Origin of the sequence: Kribbella sp. NPDC056345 (genome assembly GCF_042262745.1) — a bacterium.
Classification (GTDB): domain Bacteria; phylum Actinomycetota; class Actinomycetes; order Propionibacteriales; family Kribbellaceae; genus Kribbella.
This window is the reverse complement of the sequence record NZ_JBHJQQ010000008.1, coordinates 330,221-347,808: the sequence shown is the minus strand read 5'-3', so window position 1 is coordinate 347,808 and position 17,588 is coordinate 330,221. Positions and strand designations below refer to the sequence as shown.

The 17,588-nt window shown below is 67.9% G+C and carries 21 protein-coding genes; 8 read left to right on the top strand and 13 right to left on the bottom strand.

Annotated features, from left to right (window positions below):
• Nucleotides 1-148 precede the first annotated feature (148 nt).
• On the top strand, nucleotides 149-835 hold the full coding sequence (locus ACFCV3_RS28370) for a transglycosylase SLT domain-containing protein (RefSeq protein ID WP_376034880.1): 687 nt from the start codon (nucleotides 149-151) through the stop codon (nucleotides 833-835).
• Here the strand turns inward: ACFCV3_RS28370 and ACFCV3_RS28365 are convergent.
• Nucleotides 832-2,394 (bottom strand): alpha-L-fucosidase, encoded by a 1,563-nt coding sequence (locus tag ACFCV3_RS28365; protein ID WP_376034878.1) that lies wholly within the window; start codon nucleotides 2,392-2,394, stop codon nucleotides 832-834. The two genes, ACFCV3_RS28370 and ACFCV3_RS28365, sit on opposite strands and share 4 nt — an antisense overlap.
• Before the next feature lie 112 nt (nucleotides 2,395-2,506).
• Here ACFCV3_RS28365 and ACFCV3_RS28360 point away from each other — a divergent pair, with 112 nt between their 5' ends.
• Genes ACFCV3_RS28360 through ACFCV3_RS28340 form a run of 5 tightly spaced genes read left to right on the top strand, consistent with a single transcriptional unit; the run spans nucleotide 2,507 to nucleotide 6,964 of the window.
• Nucleotides 2,507-3,598, top strand: a complete 1,092-nt coding sequence (locus ACFCV3_RS28360) for a sensor histidine kinase (protein WP_376034876.1) — start codon at nucleotides 2,507-2,509, stop codon at nucleotides 3,596-3,598.
• A 4-nt stretch (nucleotides 3,599-3,602) separates the two neighbouring features.
• A complete protein-coding gene (locus tag ACFCV3_RS28355) occupies nucleotides 3,603-4,262 on the top strand; it encodes a response regulator (protein ID WP_376034874.1) in 660 nt (219 codons plus the stop codon).
• The gene (locus tag ACFCV3_RS28350) at nucleotides 4,262-4,903 is read left to right on the top strand and encodes a hypothetical protein (RefSeq protein WP_376034872.1); all 642 of its coding nucleotides are present in this window, start codon (nucleotides 4,262-4,264) and stop codon (nucleotides 4,901-4,903) included. Before ACFCV3_RS28355 ends, ACFCV3_RS28350 begins: the two co-directional genes overlap by 1 nt.
• Before the next feature lie 10 nt (nucleotides 4,904-4,913).
• Nucleotides 4,914-6,314 carry a class II fumarate hydratase gene (locus tag ACFCV3_RS28345; RefSeq protein ID WP_376034870.1) on the top strand — a complete coding sequence of 467 codons (1,401 nt, stop codon included), beginning with the start codon at nucleotides 4,914-4,916 and terminating at the stop codon, nucleotides 6,312-6,314.
• The gene (locus tag ACFCV3_RS28340) at nucleotides 6,311-6,964 is read left to right on the top strand and encodes a DUF402 domain-containing protein (protein WP_376034868.1); all 654 of its coding nucleotides are present in this window, start codon (nucleotides 6,311-6,313) and stop codon (nucleotides 6,962-6,964) included. Before ACFCV3_RS28345 ends, ACFCV3_RS28340 begins: the two co-directional genes overlap by 4 nt.
• Here the strand turns inward: ACFCV3_RS28340 and ACFCV3_RS28335 are convergent.
• From ACFCV3_RS28335 to ACFCV3_RS28325, 3 genes are all read right to left on the bottom strand, one after another.
• Nucleotides 6,953-7,387, bottom strand: coding sequence for a nitroreductase/quinone reductase family protein (locus ACFCV3_RS28335; protein ID WP_376034866.1), 435 nt, complete (start codon nucleotides 7,385-7,387; stop codon nucleotides 6,953-6,955). The two genes, ACFCV3_RS28340 and ACFCV3_RS28335, sit on opposite strands and share 12 nt — an antisense overlap.
• Nucleotides 7,384-7,884: a VOC family protein gene (locus ACFCV3_RS28330; RefSeq protein ID WP_376034864.1), complete on the bottom strand. Its 501-nt coding sequence runs from the start codon at nucleotides 7,882-7,884 to the stop codon at nucleotides 7,384-7,386. Before ACFCV3_RS28330 ends, ACFCV3_RS28335 begins: the two co-directional genes overlap by 4 nt.
• 150 nt (nucleotides 7,885-8,034) lie before the next feature.
• Nucleotides 8,035-9,696 (bottom strand): fumarate hydratase, encoded by a 1,662-nt coding sequence (locus ACFCV3_RS28325; RefSeq protein ID WP_376034862.1) that lies wholly within the window; start codon nucleotides 9,694-9,696, stop codon nucleotides 8,035-8,037.
• A gap of 120 nt (nucleotides 9,697-9,816) precedes the next feature.
• On the opposite strand from ACFCV3_RS28325, the gene ACFCV3_RS28320 reads away from it, so the two are divergent.
• Complete coding sequence (locus tag ACFCV3_RS28320) at nucleotides 9,817-10,497, top strand: DUF1707 domain-containing protein (RefSeq protein WP_376034861.1); 681 nt, start codon at nucleotides 9,817-9,819, stop codon at nucleotides 10,495-10,497.
• 27 nt (nucleotides 10,498-10,524) lie between these two features.
• Here ACFCV3_RS28320 and ACFCV3_RS28315 read toward each other — a convergent pair whose 3' ends face one another.
• From ACFCV3_RS28315 to ACFCV3_RS28290, 6 genes are all read right to left on the bottom strand, one after another.
• Entirely contained in the window at nucleotides 10,525-11,010 is a 486-nt protein-coding gene (locus tag ACFCV3_RS28315) for a hypothetical protein (RefSeq protein WP_376034859.1), read from the bottom strand.
• A complete protein-coding gene (locus tag ACFCV3_RS28310; protein WP_376034857.1) occupies nucleotides 11,010-11,495 on the bottom strand; it encodes a hypothetical protein in 486 nt (161 codons plus the stop codon). Before ACFCV3_RS28310 ends, ACFCV3_RS28315 begins: the two co-directional genes overlap by 1 nt.
• A complete protein-coding gene (locus ACFCV3_RS28305) occupies nucleotides 11,479-11,994 on the bottom strand; it encodes a hypothetical protein (protein ID WP_376034855.1) in 516 nt (171 codons plus the stop codon). Before ACFCV3_RS28305 ends, ACFCV3_RS28310 begins: the two co-directional genes overlap by 17 nt.
• Nucleotides 11,978-12,484 (bottom strand): hypothetical protein, encoded by a 507-nt coding sequence (locus ACFCV3_RS28300; protein ID WP_376034853.1) that lies wholly within the window; start codon nucleotides 12,482-12,484, stop codon nucleotides 11,978-11,980. Before ACFCV3_RS28300 ends, ACFCV3_RS28305 begins: the two co-directional genes overlap by 17 nt.
• Nucleotides 12,477-12,971 carry a hypothetical protein gene (locus ACFCV3_RS28295; RefSeq protein ID WP_376034851.1) on the bottom strand — a complete coding sequence of 165 codons (495 nt, stop codon included), beginning with the start codon at nucleotides 12,969-12,971 and terminating at the stop codon, nucleotides 12,477-12,479. Before ACFCV3_RS28295 ends, ACFCV3_RS28300 begins: the two co-directional genes overlap by 8 nt.
• Before the next feature lie 83 nt (nucleotides 12,972-13,054).
• Nucleotides 13,055-14,389 carry a 2-isopropylmalate synthase gene (locus tag ACFCV3_RS28290; RefSeq protein ID WP_376035130.1) on the bottom strand — a complete coding sequence of 445 codons (1,335 nt, stop codon included), beginning with the start codon at nucleotides 14,387-14,389 and terminating at the stop codon, nucleotides 13,055-13,057.
• An 83-nt stretch (nucleotides 14,390-14,472) separates the two neighbouring features.
• Between ACFCV3_RS28290 and ACFCV3_RS28285 the strand changes: the two genes are divergently transcribed.
• Nucleotides 14,473-15,141, top strand: a complete 669-nt coding sequence (locus ACFCV3_RS28285) for a FadR/GntR family transcriptional regulator (protein WP_376034849.1) — start codon at nucleotides 14,473-14,475, stop codon at nucleotides 15,139-15,141.
• Here ACFCV3_RS28285 and ACFCV3_RS28280 read toward each other — a convergent pair.
• From ACFCV3_RS28280 to glpX, 3 genes are read right to left on the bottom strand one after another with little or no spacing between them, the layout of a single operon-like run.
• Nucleotides 15,138-15,608: a hypothetical protein gene (locus tag ACFCV3_RS28280; RefSeq protein WP_376034847.1), complete on the bottom strand. Its 471-nt coding sequence runs from the start codon at nucleotides 15,606-15,608 to the stop codon at nucleotides 15,138-15,140. The genes ACFCV3_RS28285 and ACFCV3_RS28280 overlap by 4 nt on opposite strands.
• Nucleotides 15,608-16,555, bottom strand: coding sequence for a carbohydrate kinase (locus ACFCV3_RS28275; protein WP_376034845.1), 948 nt, complete (start codon nucleotides 16,553-16,555; stop codon nucleotides 15,608-15,610). The genes ACFCV3_RS28280 and ACFCV3_RS28275 overlap by 1 nt, the downstream gene beginning before the upstream one ends.
• A complete protein-coding gene (gene glpX, locus ACFCV3_RS28270) occupies nucleotides 16,552-17,586 on the bottom strand; it encodes a class II fructose-bisphosphatase (protein ID WP_376034843.1) in 1,035 nt (344 codons plus the stop codon). Before glpX ends, ACFCV3_RS28275 begins: the two co-directional genes overlap by 4 nt.
• Nucleotides 17,587-17,588 lie beyond the last annotated feature (2 nt).

Here is a 17,588-nt window from a genome sequence, read left to right as displayed (position 1 = left end):
AAGACACGCGTAAGACTTCGTCCGCCACGGCGCGGTCGCCCCTGCGGCGGCCGCGCCGAGGCTTGTGACCTGCTTGTGATCACGGTCGGTTTAGGCCAAAGTATGTTTCTGTTGCAGCCGACGGGGGTCGGGTTTCTCGGAAGGAAAGATGAAAGCGAAGCGCTCCGTCGCGGCTCTCTCTGTGACAGGGATCGCCGTGGTCACCTTGGTGACGGGTATCGACCTCTTCAGCTCCGCCGGCAGCAGCTCCGCGTCCGGGCGGGCCGAGCTCGCGGTCGTGAACAGCGAGAAGGCGTCCGCGGTCAAGCAGCCGACGGAGAAGGTCCTGACCGCACAGGAACAGGCCGAGGAAGCGATCCGGATCCGCAACCAGGTCGAGGCCAAGGCGCAGGAGATGCAGGCCTCCCAGGACGCCGCCTGGCGCCGCCGCGTCGCCAAGAACGCCGCCCTCGCCCGCTACCAGGCGCTGCAGAAGACCGACCGCAGCTCCCGCGAGGCGCGCGCCAGCCGGGATGCCGAGCGGAAGAAGTACGAGGGCACCCCCAAGCAGATCGCGATGAACCTGCTGCCCGACCACGGCTGGGGCCAGGGCCAGTTCAGCTGCCTGGAGAAGCTGTGGAACAAGGAGTCGCGCTGGAACCCCCGCGCCGACAACCCGACCTCCTCGGCGTACGGCATCGCCCAGGCCCTCCCGGGGAACCGGATGGCGGCGTACGGCTCGGACTGGCGGACCAACCCGGTCACCCAGATCAAGTGGGGCCTCGACTACATCGAGGACCGCTACGGCTCGCCCTGCTCGGCCTGGAGCCACTCCCAGGCCAAGGGTTGGTACTAACCCGCACTCAGCCGGTAGACGGGCGCATAGGACCCGTCTGCGGCCGCTTTGAGCGTGGTGCTGCCACCAGCAGTGCCGAGTACGACGGCCGCCCCGCCCAGACGGCTTGCGGTGCCCCGGAACGTGACGCCCTGGATGACGATGTCGCCCTTCGGCCGGCCGAGCACCGTGGCATAAACGGTCTCGCCCTTCCGCGTGAAGGTGACGGTGTCACCGGCCGCGGTCTCGGCCGACGACTGCGTCCAGGGCCGGGAACCGTCGTACGCCTCCCGGTTCGTCTTCAGCCAGGCGCCGATATCGGTGAGCCGGCTCAGCTGCTCCGGGACGATCTCCCCCTCGCCGCCGCGCGGGCCGACGTTCAGGAGTAGGGCGCCGTTGTTCGCGCTCGCCTTGGCCAGTTCGCCGATCAGCTCGGGCGACTTGGTGTAGTCGGCCTCGGTTTCTTCGCGGTTGTAGCCGAACGACCCGCCGATCCCGCGATCCTGCTGCCAGAACTTGGTCTGGATCGTGTCGAAATCGGCGTACTCGGGTGTTCTGAAGTCGCTGTGCGGCATTTCGCGCGGAGTGCTGACGCTGTCGGTCACCTCGGGCAGTTTGAAGAGTCCGCGCATCAACTGGTCGAATCCCCACCGGATCGGTTTCAGCCCCATCACCTGCCGGCCGAACGACGCCGTACTCCAGCGGTCGTCGACCACGCCCTCCGGAACCTTGTTGTAGTAGTCCGCGATGACGGCGTAGAGGCGTTTGGAACCGGTCGGCCAGGAGATGTCGTTCCAGAGGATGTCCGGTTTGTACAGGTCGATCAGCTCGCGCACCTGGGCGACGGCGTACTGGCGGTAGTCCTCCCCGTAGTGCAGGTACGAGTAGTCGCCGAGTGTCTTCACCGTCTTCTTCTGGAAGGTCCAGTCGACGCCGCCGGAGTAGTACACGCCGAACTTGAGCCCCTGCTTGCGTACGGCGGTGGCCAGCTCACCCATCAGGTCCCGCTGCGAGTGGAAGTCCGGTGCGTGCGGATTGCGGACCTTGGTCGGCCAGAGCGAGTAGCCGTCGGCGTACTTCGCAGTCACCACGATGTACGACGCCCCTGCCGCCTTGAACTGACTCGCCCACCGGTCCGGGTCCCACTTGGCCAGTCCGGCCTCGAACTGCTTGGCGAAGTCGCTGTACGGCGCATTGCCGTAGTGCTCGCGGTGATAGCGGGCGGTGGGGGAGTCCGGGTCCTTCATGGCGTTCGCATAGTCCTCGGCGTACGGGTTGTGCGTCATCGTGTGCCCGTACTCGGTCTGGAGCAGCTGGGTGAACGTCTTGCCCTTCGGCGCGAACCCAGGCACCGAGTAGAGCCCCCAGTGCAGCATCACCCCGAACTTCGCGTCCTGGAACCACTTCGGCAGCGGATGCTTGTTCAGCGACTCCACATCGGCCGTATAGGGCCCGGTGGTCGTCAGCTCCGCCTTGCGATCGTCCTGCCACATCCAGACCTTCGACGAGATCACGAACGCCAGCACCAGGACGATGACCAAGGCAACAAACCGCAGGAGGAACTTCCCGAGCCGCTTCATACTCCGTCACTCTGCCCGACCGGGCCGGTACGGCGGATCCGTCGGCGGGAGCTGGTGTGGAGACTTTCGGTGGATCGCCGGCTCCACCGAAAGTCGCGGTACCTTCGGTCGGGTGCAGAGTACACAGGGGTCCCTGGCCGCGCTGATCGCGCGGTATCGGGTGGTCGATATCGCTTCTGTGCTGCTCGGGTTCCTGCTCAGCCTGCTGGCTGTCGGGGACGTGGAGCCGCCGCCACGGTTCGGGCCGTTGCCGCTCTGGCTGGACCTCGGGCTGGCGATCATCGGCGCGCTGGCGTTGCTGTCGCGGCGGCGGTGGCCGGTGGCGTTGACCGTGGTGATGATCCTGGCGTCGACGCTGGTGCCGTCCGTCGGTGGTTCGGCGGGGATCGCGTTGTTCAGTGTCGCGGTGCATCGGCGGCCGGCGGTCAGCCTGTCGCTCGGGGCCGTTGCGATGGCGTCCTGCCTGGTGCAGTTCTGGCTCTACCCGATCGCGGAAGGGCCTCATTCTTATGCAATCGCGGTCGCGCTGTTCGCGTTCGCCTGTCTGGCGATCGTTGCCTGGGGCATCGTCGTACGGACGCGCCGGGAGTTGATGGCTTCGCTGACCGAGCGTGCGGTTCGGGAGGAGCGGGAGCGGATCGCCCGGGAGATGCACGATGCACTCGGCCACCGGTTGTCTTTGCTGAGCGTCCACGCCGGGGCGCTGGAGTTCCGCCCGGACATGCCGGCCGACGAGCTGTCCCGGGCGGCCGGCGTGATCCGGACGAGCGCTCGGGAGTGCGTCGAAGACCTGCGCGAGATCGTCGGCGTACTGCGGGCTCACGACACCTTCGACGTACTGCGTCTGGTGGCTGAATCCCAGCAGGCCGGGATGGAGCTGGACCTGACGGTCCGGGTCGAGCCGGCCGACGTACCGGACTCGATCGGGCGGCACGCCTATCGGATCATCCAGGAAGGCCTCACCAACGCCCGCAAACACGCGCCACACCAGGCCGTCCACCTGACCATCAGCGGTGGACCGGGCGACGGGCTCACGGTTGAGCTGGCCAACCGCCTTGAGCCGGGCGCTGATGGACCGGGATCGCGTGTTGGGCTGATCGGCCTCACCGAGCGAGCCACACTGGCCGGCGGGCGGATCGAGTACGGCGCCACCGCGGACGGCGAATTCCGGTTGGCGGCCTGGCTGCCGTGGACCCTACGATGACCGCGTGAGTTCTCCCGTCCGGCTGCTCCTGGTGGACGACGACCCGCTCGTCCGAGCCGGTCTCGCCAGCATGCTCGGCGGAACCCCCTCGGTGCAGCTGATCGGCGAGGCAGCCAACGGACGCGAAGCAATCGACGCCGTCCGCGACCTGCGCCCGGACGTCGTCCTGATGGACATCGGCATGCCCGTCCTCGACGGCGTCGCCGCCACCACCGAGATCCGCCGGCACGCGGCCGCCCCCGAAGTCCTCATCCTCACCACCTTCGGCTCCGACGACCACCTGATCAACGCCCTCCGAGCCGGCGCCGCAGGCTACCTCTTGAAGGACGCCGCGCCCGCCGAGATCCTCGCCGCAGTCCTCAAGGTCGCTGCCGGCGAATCCGTCCTCTCCCCGCAATCCACCCGCCAGCTCATGACCCAAGCCGCTCACGGCGACCCAGGCACCCGCCGTACGACGGCCCGCGCCGCCCTGGCCCAACTCACCGACCGCGAACGAGACGTCGTACAAGCCGTCGCCGAAGGCAAAACCAATGCCGAGATCGCCGACGTCCTGCAATTGGGCGTAGCCACGGTGAAGACCCACCTTGCCAACGCACTCACCAAACTTCAGCTCAGCAGCCGGGTCCAGCTCGCGCTGCTCGCCCACGACGCGGAGCTCGTCTGATGGAGATCGCGCGGGCTCAGTCGGAGCGGGGAGATCTGTTGTTGCGGCGGCGCGCGGATGGGGCGCTGGAGTTGCGGGTCAACGGGGTGTTTGTGATGGACGACGTGGAGACGTCCAGTGAGGAGCTGCTGGCGTCGGTGGCGCTAGCGGCGGTGGGGCGGCCCGAGCGGGTGCTGGTGGGTGGGCTGGGGCTCGGGTACACGGTGCGGGCGTTGCTGCGTGATGTTCGTCTCGGTGCGGTGGTGGTCGCGGAGATCGAGCCGGAGCTGGTGGGGTGGATGCGGGGTGGTCTGGTGCCGTCGGTGCTGGACGATCCGCGGGTGTCGGTGCAGGTCGGGGACGTGCGGGCGGTGATCGCGGCGGCGGCGAAGGCGTCGTACGACGCGATCCTGCTGGATGTGGACAACGGGCCGGACTTCCTTGTGTACAACGAGAATTCGGCCATCTACGAGTCGTCGTTCCTGACCGTCTGCCGGGAGCGGTTGCGGGCCGGTGGGGTGCTGACGGTGTGGTCGTCGTCGGAGTCGCCGGCGTTGGGTGAGGCGGTGGAAGTGGTCTTCGGGGCGTGCCAGGTGACGCCGGTCCCCGTGCTGCTGCAGGGACGGGAGGAGCTCTACTACGTCTATCAGGGCGCGACGTAGGCTGACTGGTATGGGCGAGAACGTGGAATACCGGATCGAGCACGACACCATGGGCGAGGTCAAGGTCCCCAAGGACGCGTTGTGGCGGGCACAGACCCAGCGTGCGGTGGAGAACTTCCCGATCTCCGGCCGGCCGCTGGCCCCGGAGCTGGTGCACGCGCTCGCGCAGATCAAGGCCTCGGCGGCCGTGGTGAACGCCGAGCTCGGGGTGCTGTCCGGCGAGCGGGCGGCTGCGATCGTGGCGGCCGCCGATCAGGTGACTTCGGGGGCGTACGACGCGGAGTTCCCGATCGACGTGTTCCAGACCGGTTCCGGTACGTCGACCAATATGAACGTGAACGAGGTTCTCGCGACCCTGGCAACCCAGGCGGGCGTGGACGTGCACCCGAACGACCACGTGAACGCGTCGCAGTCGAGCAACGACACCTTCCCATCGGCGATCCACGTGGCCGCAACGGCCGGGGTCGTCCGCGAGCTGCTGCCGGCGCTCGACGTACTGGTGGAGTCGCTGTCGCGGAAGGGTGCCGAGTTCGCCGAGGTGGTGAAGTCGGGGCGCACGCACCTGATGGACGCGACGCCGGTGACGCTCGGGCAGGAGTTCAACGGATACGCCCAGCAGGTACGGCGGGGTGCGGAGCGGGTGCGGTCGTCGCTGCCGCGGGTTGCCGAGCTCCCGTTGGGTGGAACTGCAGTGGGGACTGGGATCAACACGCCGCCCGGGTTCGCGGCTTTGGTGATCACTGAGCTCAACCGGCGTACCGGGTTGGCGCTGACCGAAGCGGAGGATCACTTCGAGGCGCAGGGTGCTCGCGACGGGCTCGTGGAGTTGTCGGGGCAGCTGAAGACGATCGCGGTCAGCCTGACGAAGATCTGTAACGACCTGCGCTGGATGGGTTCCGGGCCGCGCGCGGGGCTCGGTGAGATCGCGCTGCCGGATCTGCAGCCGGGATCGAGCATCATGCCGGGCAAGGTGAATCCGGTGATCTGCGAGGCCACACTGATGGTCGCCGCCCAGGTGATCGGCAACGACACCACGATCACCGTGGCCGGTGCCGGCGGCAACTTCGAGCTGAACGTGATGCTGCCGGTGATCGCGCGCAACCTGCTCGAGTCGATCACCCTGCTCAGCAACGCGTCCCGCCTGCTCGCCGAGCGCTGCGTGGACGGCATCACCGCGAACGTCGACCACGCCCGCGCGCTGGCCGAGTCGTCGCCGTCGATCGTGACACCGCTGAACCGCTACATCGGCTACGAGAACGCGGCCGCGGTGGCGAAGAGCGCTTTGAAGCAGGGCAAGACGATCCGCGAGGTCGTCATCGAGAACGGGCACGTCTCGCAAGGTGACCTGACCGAAGAGCAGCTGGATGCGGCGCTCGACGTGCTGTCGATGACTCGGCCGTCCGAGTCATGACCTACTGGACTCCCGGGACCACGATCGAGTGGGTCTACGCCGGCAATCCCGCCCTGCCCACCGTGCGGCCGATGACGGTCGTCCGCGACGACGCGGACGGCCTGGTCGCCTGGCTCGCCCCGCGGACCCCGATCCTCAAGGCGGTGCTGGCCGACGGTCGTGAGCTCCGGCACGCCGGCCCGGTCGGCATGTTCACCGAACCTCGTGTCCTGAAGCTCGACATCTGGCACGGCACCGGCATCCTGAAGGTGGCGCCCACCGGGAAGCCCTGGTCCGTCTGGTACTTCTGGGGCTCCGACGGCGACTTCCGCGGCTGGTACGTGAACCTCGAGGACCCGCACACCCGCGACCTGGAAGGCCGCCGCACCACCACCCAGGACCACGTCCTCGACCTCTGGATCACCCCCGACCGCGAGGTTCACTGGAAGGACGAGGACGAACTCGAAGGCGCCGTCACCGCCGGCCGCTTCACCCAGTCCCAAGCCGACGCCATCACGGCCACCGCCCACCAGGCCGTAGCCGAGATCCACGCCTGGACCGCCCCGTTCAACGCCAACTGGCAGTCCTGGACGGCGCCGCCCGACTGGCCCCTGCCCGCAGCTCCCACCGCGCCCCAACCCACGCTGATCGCGGAAGACCTAGCCAGCTAACCGTGTGAGGATCACGACCGGGATGTCCCGGCTGGTCTTGCGCTGGAAGCCGGCGTACGACGACATGGTCGCAACGATCTGCGGCCAGTACCCGGCCTTCTCGTCGGCGGTCGCGGTGGACGCTCTGGCCTGGAAGACCTCAGCGCCGACCTGGACAGTCACTTCCGGCTCGGCGCACACATTCAGGTACCAGGCCGGGTGCGTGGCGGAGCCGGCGTTGGAGCCGACGACCAGGAACCGTGGACCGTCCGTCCAGTAGTTCAGCACCGTCCGCCGCAGCACCCCACTCCGCCGACCGCGCGTGGTCAACAGCAGCCGCGGCGTGGCGCCGCGGCTCTGCTTCCCGTCCGTGGCCAGGAACTGCTGCAGGTGTTTGTGCACCCAGCCGGTCGGGCTGTCGTGAATCTCTTCAGGCTGGGTCACTTGGCGCGGCCGCGCATCTCATCGACCAGCGTATCGACCGCGATCTTCATCTTGGCAAGCTCCTCCGGGTCCCTGAACACATCCTCCAGCTCGGCCGGGTCAACCTCATGCAGCGGCGTCTGCACCCACCAGATGTTCCCCACCGGATCCGTGATCCGGCACCCCCGGTCGCCACTGATCCGCGACTCCATCATCGGCGTCAGCAACGTCGCCCCAGCCGCCAACGCCCTCGCCAGCACCGCATCCACATCCGCCACGAACACACTCAAGAACGCCGGCGTATCCGGCCAATCCGGCTGCGCGTCGAACGTCATCAGCACGGACCCGTCAACCGTGATCTCCGCATGCCCCAGTGTCCCGTCCTCGTTCGGCACGTCGAAGGACCGCTTGACCTCGAACGTCTCCTCCACAAACTCCAGGAACCGAGCCGCCCCCTTCACCACCACATAAGGAGTAACTGCCGCCTTACCACCAGGAAACCGCTGCGTCGTCGTCATACCCCCGATTCTGCCGCCAATAGAGGACAACAAATGGCCTCTACTAAATCCTCAGCACTGTTGATCCTCAACACGAACGACAGGAGGTCTACCCGCACCCAGCCGCCCCGCCCGCGGCACGAGCCACCCACCCACCCAGCCGGGGTGGGGCTAGCGGGGGCGGGTGGTGAGGGGGACCGGTTTGCGGGTGTCGGTGAAGAAGTCGTTGCCCTTGTCGTCGACGACGACGAAGGCGGGGAAGTCTTCGACCTGGATCTTCCAGACGGCTTCCATGCCTAGCTCGGCGTACTCGATCACCTCGACGGACTTGATGCAGTCCTGGGCGAGGCGGGCGGCGGGGCCGCCGATGGAGCCGAGGTAGAAACCGCCGTGGGTCTTGCAGGCCTCGGTGACCTTGGCGGAACGGTTGCCCTTGGCAAGCATGACGAAGGAACCGCCGGCCGCCTGGAACTGGTCGACGTACGCGTCCATCCGGCCGGCCGTGGTCGGGCCGAAGGAGCCGGAGGCGTAGCCCTCGGGGGTCTTGGCCGGGCCGGCGTAGTAGACGGCGTGGTCGCGCAGGTACTGCGGCATCGGCTCGCCGGCGTCCAGGCGCTCCTTGATCTTGGCGTGCGCGATGTCGCGGGCGACCACCAGCGGCCCGGTCAGCGACAGTCGCGTCTTCACCGGCAGCTTCGACAGCTCGGCCCGGATCTCCGACATCGGCCGGTTGAGATCGATCCGTACGACGTTCGCGTCGTCGGACAGGTGCTCGTCGGTCGTATCCGGCAGGAAGCGGGCCGGGTCGCGCTCCAGCTGCTCCAGGAACACACCTTCCGGCGTGATCTTCGCGCGGGCCTGGCGGTCGGCCGAGCAGGAGACCGCGATCGCGACCGGGCAGGACGCACCGTGCCGCGGGAGACGGATCACGCGGACGTCGTGGCAGAAGTACTTCCCGCCGAACTGTGCCCCGATCCCGAAGTCCTGGGTGAGCTTGAAGACCTCCTCCTCCAGCTCCAGATCCCGGAACCCGTGCCCCACCGGCGAACCGGTCGTCGGCAACGCGTCCAGGTAGTGCGCCGACGCGTACTTCGCAGTCTTCAGAGCGAACTCGGCCGACGTGCCACCGACCACGATCGCCAGGTGGTACGGCGGACAGGCCGCCGTACCGAGGGAGCGGATCTTCTCGTCCAGGAACTTCATCATCCCGGCCGGGTTCAGCACGGCCTTCGTCTCCTGGAACAGGAACGACTTGTTCGCCGACCCGCCACCCTTGGCCATGAACAGGAACTTGTACGCCGGATCGCCGCCACCCGGTGTCGAGTAGAGCTCGATCTGCGCGGGCAGGTTGGAGCCGGTGTTCTTCTCGTCCCACATGGTCAGCGGGGCCATCTGCGAGTACCGCAGGTTCAGCTTGGTGTAGGCGTCGTACACGCCCCGGCTGATCCACTCCTCGTCGACCGCACCGGTCAGGACACCCTCGGACTTCTTGCCCATCACGATCGCCGTACCGGTGTCCTGGCACATCGGCAGCACACCACCGGCCGAGATGTTCGCGTTCTTCAGTAGGTCGAGCGCCACGAACCGGTCGTTCCCCGAGGCCTCGGGGTCGTCGATGATCCGGCGCAGCTGCGCGAGGTGCGCGGTCCGCAGGTAGTGCGAGATGTCGTGCATCGCCTCCGCGGTGAGCATCCGCAGTACGTCGGGCTCGATCTGGAGGAAGGTGCGGTCGCCCGCCGTGAACGTGCTGACACCTTCGGTGCTCAGCAGCCGGTACTCCGTGTCGTCAGAACCTAACGGGAGCAGATCGGAGTACGTGAAGTCGGCGGACACCGGCAGACCTCCATGGACAGTGGACTGGACTGATCCAGCCTAATCTCAGGGGTCCGATCAGGGGCGGGTAGGGGAGGTTTCGGAGCGCGGAGGGCCCGTGGCGAGCGTAAGGTTTTGTCCGTGGCACAGGATGAGGTTCCCCAGGACAATCGACCGCAGGACGCTGTACCGGCGCCGGTGGATCCGGCGCTGCGCCGACGGGTGTCCGACCTCGAACGCGAGCAGGTCGCCGATGTCCTGCGCGACGCCGCGGGCGAGGGCCGGCTGTCCTACACCGAGCTCGAGGAGCGGCTCGAGACGCTGTACTCCTCCAAGACGTACGGCGAGCTCGTCCCGCTGACCGCCGACCTCCCGAACGGTCTCCAGCAGCCCGCGGCTCCGCAGCCACCCCAGTACTCCCCGGGAACCGTCGTACAGGACGGGCCGACGATCAACGTCTTCCTCTCCGACACCAAACGCCTCGGCAACTGGGTCGCCCCCCAGCGCCAGGAGGTGCACGCGGTCCTCGGCGACGTCACCCTCGACTACACCGAGGCCCAGATCCCGTTCGACGAGGTCTACGTCGACATCAAGTGCATCCTCGCCGACGTCAAGATCCGCGTCCCCGCCGACGCGATCGTCCACCTCGACTCCAACCCCATCCTCGGTGCCGTCTCCGAACAAGCCGCCACCCTGCTCCCCGCCCCCGACCCCAACACCCCCCACCGCCCCAAAACCTTCCACATCCGCGGCACCGCGATCCTCGGCGACATCAAGATCAAACGAGGCCCCCGCCTCACCAAACGCCTCGGCCTCAGCTGAGCGCCCAGGCGTTCCAGGCTCGGCTGCTCAGCTGACTTGGCGTTCGGTGTGGAGGTGGTTCAGCCAGGCGGCCAGGGAGGGGAGGTCGTCGACGTTGTCGCGCGGGATCTCGAGCTCGTCTTCGTCACCGTCCTCGTCGAGCAGGTGGACCGGGAGATGGCTGTTGAAGAAGGATCTGACAGGGGTGCCGATGGTGGTGACGGCGGACCAGGGGATGAAGTTGTTACCGAGGTGGAGGCCGGTGGTGTCGACGATCAGGACAGGGCCGCCGCGAAGGATCTGGGCGGTGGTGCTGATGGCTCCTGCGAGCAGGATGAGGCCGAGGACCGCGCGGATGTAGAACCAGGTGCCGCGGGTGTCCCAGTCGTTGACGGTCCCGAACACAGGCCCGATCACGATGACCCACGAGAGCAGCATCTGCCAGCTGTAGAGCGACTGCCGGCGGCGGGGGAAGACCACGCGGCCGGTACGGCGGTATTCGGCGTCCCAGTGTTCGGGGCCGGTGTCTCCCATCACCACTGCTGGCTCCCGGAGTTGCGGTGGAATTCGTGCAGGTGCATCAGCCAGGCGCGGGCCATCGCGAGGTCGCGGAAGTTGTCCCGCGGGATGAACATCCGTTTCGGCGGCGCCTCGGAGCGGACCCGCAGGCCGCTGGACGAGGCCGAGAAGTCGAGCGTGGTGATGGTCGACCAGGTGATCAGCTTCCGGCCCTTCCGGATGCCTTCGCGGTCGACGACCACCGTCGGACGACGAGTGGCGAGCTGCCAGAGGCAGTAGGTCAGGGCGGTCGTGGCCATCGCCAAGATCAGCCAGTCGATCACCCACCAGGCGACAGCCTGATCAGTGGTGGCCATGCTGGCGATCTGCAACAACGTCAGCAAGCCGATCAGAACCACCCGCAGGACGGCAGGAAAACGTCGTACCGGGAAGACGACTTGACCGGTACTGCGGTACTCGGCGTCCCAGACGTCGGCGGTCAGCTCACCCGTGGTCGGCATGTGGTTCCTCTTCGGTACGGCGGCGCTGCGGCCGGAGATCGTTCAGCCAGGCGGAGAAGGCGGTCAGGTCGCGGACGTTGTCCCCGAGGATGCTGATCTGCTTGGCCCACACATCCGCGGGAAGCACAGGCATCGTCCGGAGGATCTTCGTCCCGGTGGGAATCCCGGCCGTGCCGACAGCGTCCCACGGCATGAACTTGCTCCCACTGCGAATGCCTTCCGTATCGACGACCACGATCGGCCGCCGGGTCACCTGTTGCCAGGTGGCCCCGCCGAGAAGGACTGCATACCCCGCCAGGCCGACCGCGTTGAAGATCCGTCCCACCGTGGATTCGTCCGCGAAGTCGACGATATTGAACACATTGGTCGGCGTCAGCAGCAGCAGGATGACTGCTGCACGCAACGCCGCCGGCCGCCGCCGCAACGGGAACACCACCCGCCCGCTCCGCTGCAGCTCCTCGGTCCACTCCGCCGGGCCCAGCTCACCCATGGTCGGCACGCGCGTCTCCTTCCGCCGTACGGCGGCTGTCGCGGAGGGCGTTGAGCCAGTGGGCGAACGCGTCGAGGTCCTGGACGCTCACCTGTGAGACGCGGATCTCGAGCCCGCGGGCGTCGACCGGCTTGAGCGCGACGTATCGGTTGCCGCGCCGGCCGGCAGGCAGCCGGGCCATGGCAAAGCCCGGCCACAGGATCGCCCGGCGGCCCAGCTGGATGCCGTCGGCGTCGACGATCAGGTACGGCTTACGGGTGATCAGCTGCCAGCTCACACCGCCGACGCCGAGCAGGAACCCCAGGCCGGCGAGCACCATCGCGAGCTTCGCGACAGCGTTGCTGTTCCCGATCGAGGTCGCCGACAGGACAATCAGTGGGACCAGGATCAGGAAGACAGGCGTGCTCCGGACGGCGAAAGCCATTCTGCGCAAGGGAAACTCGACCCGTCCGGTCCGCTCGTACTCCGCGGTCCAGTCGGCCGGCGGCCGTTCACCCATGGTCGGCATGTGAATCCCCCTGAAGGTTCGCGCGGTGTTGTTTCAGCAGTTCCTCGAGCCACCCGGCGAGCGCGGGCATGTCCTGCACCGCCCAATGCCTGATCGTCAGCGGCCGCGCCTTGCCGGCCACAGGGATGATCGCGAGCGTCTTCTGATGCGGTACGCCGATCGCGCCGATCTGCCCCCACTCCAGCCGAGTCTTGCCGTACCGGATCCCGTTGGCATCAACGAGCAGCAGCAACCGATTGCCAACCAGCTGGGCCACCACCCAGGCCACGCGCCCGGACGCAACCAGCGTGACCAGGAACAACCACAACCGATCCGGCATCACGAAAAGATTCAGCCAGATCAGAATCGCCGTCAAGAACTGCAGCGCCACCATCTCCCGCCGGTACGGCGTCGCCCGGCTCCTGAACTCGACCCGGCTGACCCGCCGGTACTCCTCGGCCCAAACCTCCGCCGACGACTCACCCATGACGACCGCCATGCGCCCCACCCCTCCCCAGGAAGCGCAACTCTAATGCCTGAGGGGGACACCAACGGCAGAATCGGCCGAACCGGGGTCATCGTTCAGTTCGAGTGCCCGTAGACCTCCTCGTACAACGCCTTCAGCTCCGCCGCCGTCGCCTCGCGCCCGGTCGCGTCGGTACGCCGTTGCACGTGCCGCGCGAACGCGACCTCCTGCTCGGCCGACAGCCGCACGCCGTACGAGGTCTCCAGGACGTGTGCGATTCCGCCCTTGCCGGACTGGCTGTTCACCCGCACCACGGCCTCGTACCCGCGGCCCACATCGGCCGGGTCGATCGGCAGATACGGTACCTCCCACAGCCCGTCCCCCTGGACGGCGAACCCCTTCCGGATCGCGTCCTGATGGGTGCCGGAGAACGCCGTGTAGACCAGCTCGCCGACGTACGGATGCCGCGGGTGGATCGGCATCCGCGTGCAGTACTCGACCGTCTCCCGGATCCCGTCGATGTCGGAGAAGTCGATCATCGGGTCGACGCCCTGGGCGTGCAGGTTCAGCGCCAGCGTCGCGATGTCGACGTTCCCGGTGCGTTCGCCGTTGCCGAAGATGCAGCCCTCGACGCGCTGCGCGCCGGCCAGTACGGCGAGCTCCGCGCACGCGATCCCGGTCCCGCGGTCGTTGTGCGGGTGGACGGAGAGGATCACCCCGTCCCGCCGGGGCAGGTTCTGATCCATGTACTCGATCTGGTCGGCGTACACGTTCGGGGTCGCGGCCTCGACGGTGGCCGGCAGGTTGAGGATCACCGGCCGCTCCGGGCTCGCGTCCCAGACCTTCGTGACCTGGTCGGCGAGCTCGAGGATGTAGTCCGGCTCGGTCAGATTGAACACTTCGGGCGAGAACTGGAACCGCACCGACTCCCCACCCAGCCGCAGCACCTGCTCAGCACCCGCCTGGATCATCGCCGCCAACTCGTCCCGGGAGCGACGCAGTACGACGTCCCGCCAGGTCGGCGCGGTTGCCGCATACATGTGGACGACGACCTGGCCGCGGATCCCCTGGATGGATTCGATCGTGCGCTCGATCAGGTCCGCCCGGGCCGGTGTGAAGACGACGACCGTGACGTCGGGCGGGACCAGATCCGTCGTCGCCAGCAGCCGGACGAAGTCGAAGTCGGTCTGTGAGGCGGACGGGTAGCCGACCTCGATCTCTTTGTAGCCGATGGCAACCATCAGCTCGAAGAAGCGGCGTTTCCGCTCTGGGTCCATCGGTTCGGCCAGGGCCTGGTTCCCGTCGCGCAGGTCGACCGGGACCCAGAGCGGAGCGGCGGTGATCCGCCGCTCCGGCCAGATGCGGTCGGGGGGCAGGACCGGGACCCGGGCGTAGATGTCGCGGTAGCGGTGGCTCGGCATCGGGGAGGGCAGCTGACGGTTCCAGTGCATCACCCGAATCACGCTAACCCGATTCAACTCCTCAGACAAGCTGATAACCTGATAAGTGTTGGCAACCCCCTAGACTGAGCCGCATGATTCGCCGTCACCCACTCGCCGAGCAGGCCGCCGAGGAGCTGCTGCGCCGGATCGGCAGCGGTGAGTGGGCGCTCGGCGCGAAGCTGCCGGGTGAGACGACACTGGCCGCGCAGCTCGGCGTCGGCCGGTCGACGATCCGGGAGGCGGTCCGCGAGCTCGCCGGCCGCCGGGTCCTGGAGAGCCGGCAGGGCGCGGGTGTGTTCGTGATCGGTCACCAGGCCGCGGAGGACTGGGACCAGGTGCTCCGCCGGGCCGACATCACCGACGTACTGGAGGGGCGGATCGCGATCGAGACCGAGGCCGCCCGGCTCGCCGCATCCCGCCGTACTCCGGCCGATCTGAAGAGCTTTCGCTACACCCTGAAGGACCGGCTCGACGCATCCGAGAAATCACCCGACGACTGGTATGTCGAGGCCGATCTCGCGTTCCATCGCGCGTTGGTCACCGCGGCCCACAACACCGTGCTGGCCGAGCTGTTCGACGCGTTCGTGCCAAGGATCCGGACCACGATGCTCGACATGCTGAAGCTCGACGACCAGCATCGGCACCGCCACGACCAAGCCGCTCACGTCGCGATCGCGGACGCCGTACGGGATCGCGACCCCGAGCTCGCGGCCGCCCGCTGCCGCGAACATCTGACCGCCGTGCGGAGCAGCGTCGGCTAAGAGTTGTAGCGCGTTTTGACCGAGCGCAGCCAATGCGCGAACGCGTCCAGCTCCTCGACGTTGTCGAGGGAGATGCGCAACGGCCTGGTACGTCGGTCGACGGCGTGCACCTGGATCGTCCGTGCACCGGTGAAGCCGGTGGGTTCGTCGATCTGCGCGATCGCGGACCAGGGCAGGCGCCGGCCGCGGGCGACGCCCTCCGCGTCGATCGTGACGACCGGCCGGTTCGCGATCAGCTGGTAGAGCGTCAGGCCGGTTCCGTAGACGAACGCGGCGAGGGCCGTCAGACGCAGTACGCCGAGGGTTCCGGAGATGCCGTCGGTGCGCAGGTGGTCGAGGTTCGTCGCCGCGGATGCGAGCATGAGCAGGCCGAACGCGGTCAGCCGAAGGTAGAGGCGGCCGCGGCGCGGTGGGAACACGACCCGGCCGTCCTCGTCCAGCTGCGTGTTCCAGACATCTGCGGGCATCAGGCTCCCCAGGTCGCCGCGTGCTCCGCGGCGGTCGGCGGATCCGCGCCATGCCGGGTGCAGGTGATCGCGGCCGCTTTGACGGCGTAGTCGACTACGGTCTGCAGGTTCTGCGAGGTCAGTCCGGCCAGGCGAGTCGCGCCGAGCAGGTCCTGGCCGTTCAGGCCGGCGATCAGGGCCGCCATGAAGGAGTCACCCGCGCCGACTGTGTCGACGACATCGATCCTCGGTGCGGTGACATCGATCCGTCCGTCCCGACTGATGCCGAGCGCGCCCTCACTGCCGCGGGTGATCACGACGCACTGAGTCCGAGGCGCGCTCAGTAGCTCGACCGCGATCGACTCAGGTGACTGCCCGGGCCGCAGGAACTCGCAGTCCTCATCGCTCAGCTTCACCAGGTCCGACAACGCAGCCAACTCCCGTACGGCGGCCCACGTGGAGACCGGATCCGGAGTGATCGTCGGGCGGGCGTTCGGGTCGAGAGTCACCGTGACGGGCTGGTCCACGAGCGTCTTCAGGAAGTCGCGGATCGCCGTGGCGCCCGGCTCGAGCACAGTCGCGATCGACCCGGTGTGCACCGCGGGACAGCCGCGCGACAGCGACAACGCCGGCGGCTCCCACGTGATGTCGAACTGGTACGACGCAACCCCGGCCCCATCGAGCGTCGCGGTCGCCGTACTGGTCCGGAATCCGGGCTCCACCGAGCCCGGGGACAGCTGGACGCCGTTCCCGAACAGGTGCGCTCCGAGCTGATCGCCGTACGGGTCCGTCCCGAACCTCGTCACCAGCTCAGTCGGTACGCCGAGCCTGGCCAGACCGACCGCCACATTTGCCGGGGACCCACCGGGCGTTGCTTTCGGCTTTCCGTTCGCGTTCCGCGTGGTCTTCGAGCCTGTGCTGACAATGTCCACCAGCGCCTCGCCTACTACGAGGGTGGGTGCACTCATCTCGCGTGCTCGAAGTCGATGGCTGAGTACGCGCGGAGCTTGGCGAGCTGGTGGACGCTCTCGATGCTGCGGATCGTGCCGCTGCGCGAACGCATTACCAGCGAGTGGGTGCGTGCGGTCGAGCGGCCGTAACGGACGCCGCGCAGCAGCTCACCGTCGGTGATACCGGTGGCGACGAAGAAACAGTCGTCACCGCTGACCAGGTCATCGGTATCGAGGACGCGGTCGAGGTCGTGGCCGGCGTCGATCGCCTTCTGCCGCTCCTCGTCGTCGGTCGGCCAGAGCCGGCCCTGGATCTTGCCGCCCAGACACTTCATCGCACAGGCCGCGATGATGCCCTCCGGCGTACCGCCGATGCCGAGCAGCATGTCCAGACCGGTGTCCGGCCGCGCCGCCTCGAGCGCACCGGCCACGTCACCGTCGCTGATGAACTTGATCCGCGCACCGGTCGCCCGGATCTGCGTGGCCAGCTCTTCGTGCCGCGGCCGGTCCAGCAGTACGACGGTGACGTCGTCGACCGTGGACCCCTTCGCCTTCGCGACCCGGCGGATGTTCTCCGCGACCGGGAGCCGGATGTCGACCACCTCGGCCGCCTCCGGACCGACGACCAGCTTCTCCATGTAGAACACGGCGGACGGGTCGTACATCGAGTTGCGGGCCGACACCGCCATCACCGCGATGCCGTTGTTCATCCCCTTCGCGACGAGCGTCGTACCGTCGACCGGGTCGACCGCGACATCACACTCGGGACCGTCACCGGCACCGACGCGCTCGCCGTTGTAGAGCATCGGGGCGTTGTCCTTCTCGCCCTCGCCGATCACCACGGTGCCGTTCATCCCGACCGTGCCGATCAGGGTGCGCATCGCGTTCACCGCCGCACCGTCGGCGCCGTTCTTGTCGCCGCGGCCGACCCAGCGACCGGCCGCCATCGCCGCCGCTTCGGTGACCCGGACCAGCTCGAGCGCGAGGTTGCGGTCAGGCGCATCGGCCTCGACCTCAAGGTGGGCAGGCGGCGTCGTCGGGTCGGTCATGG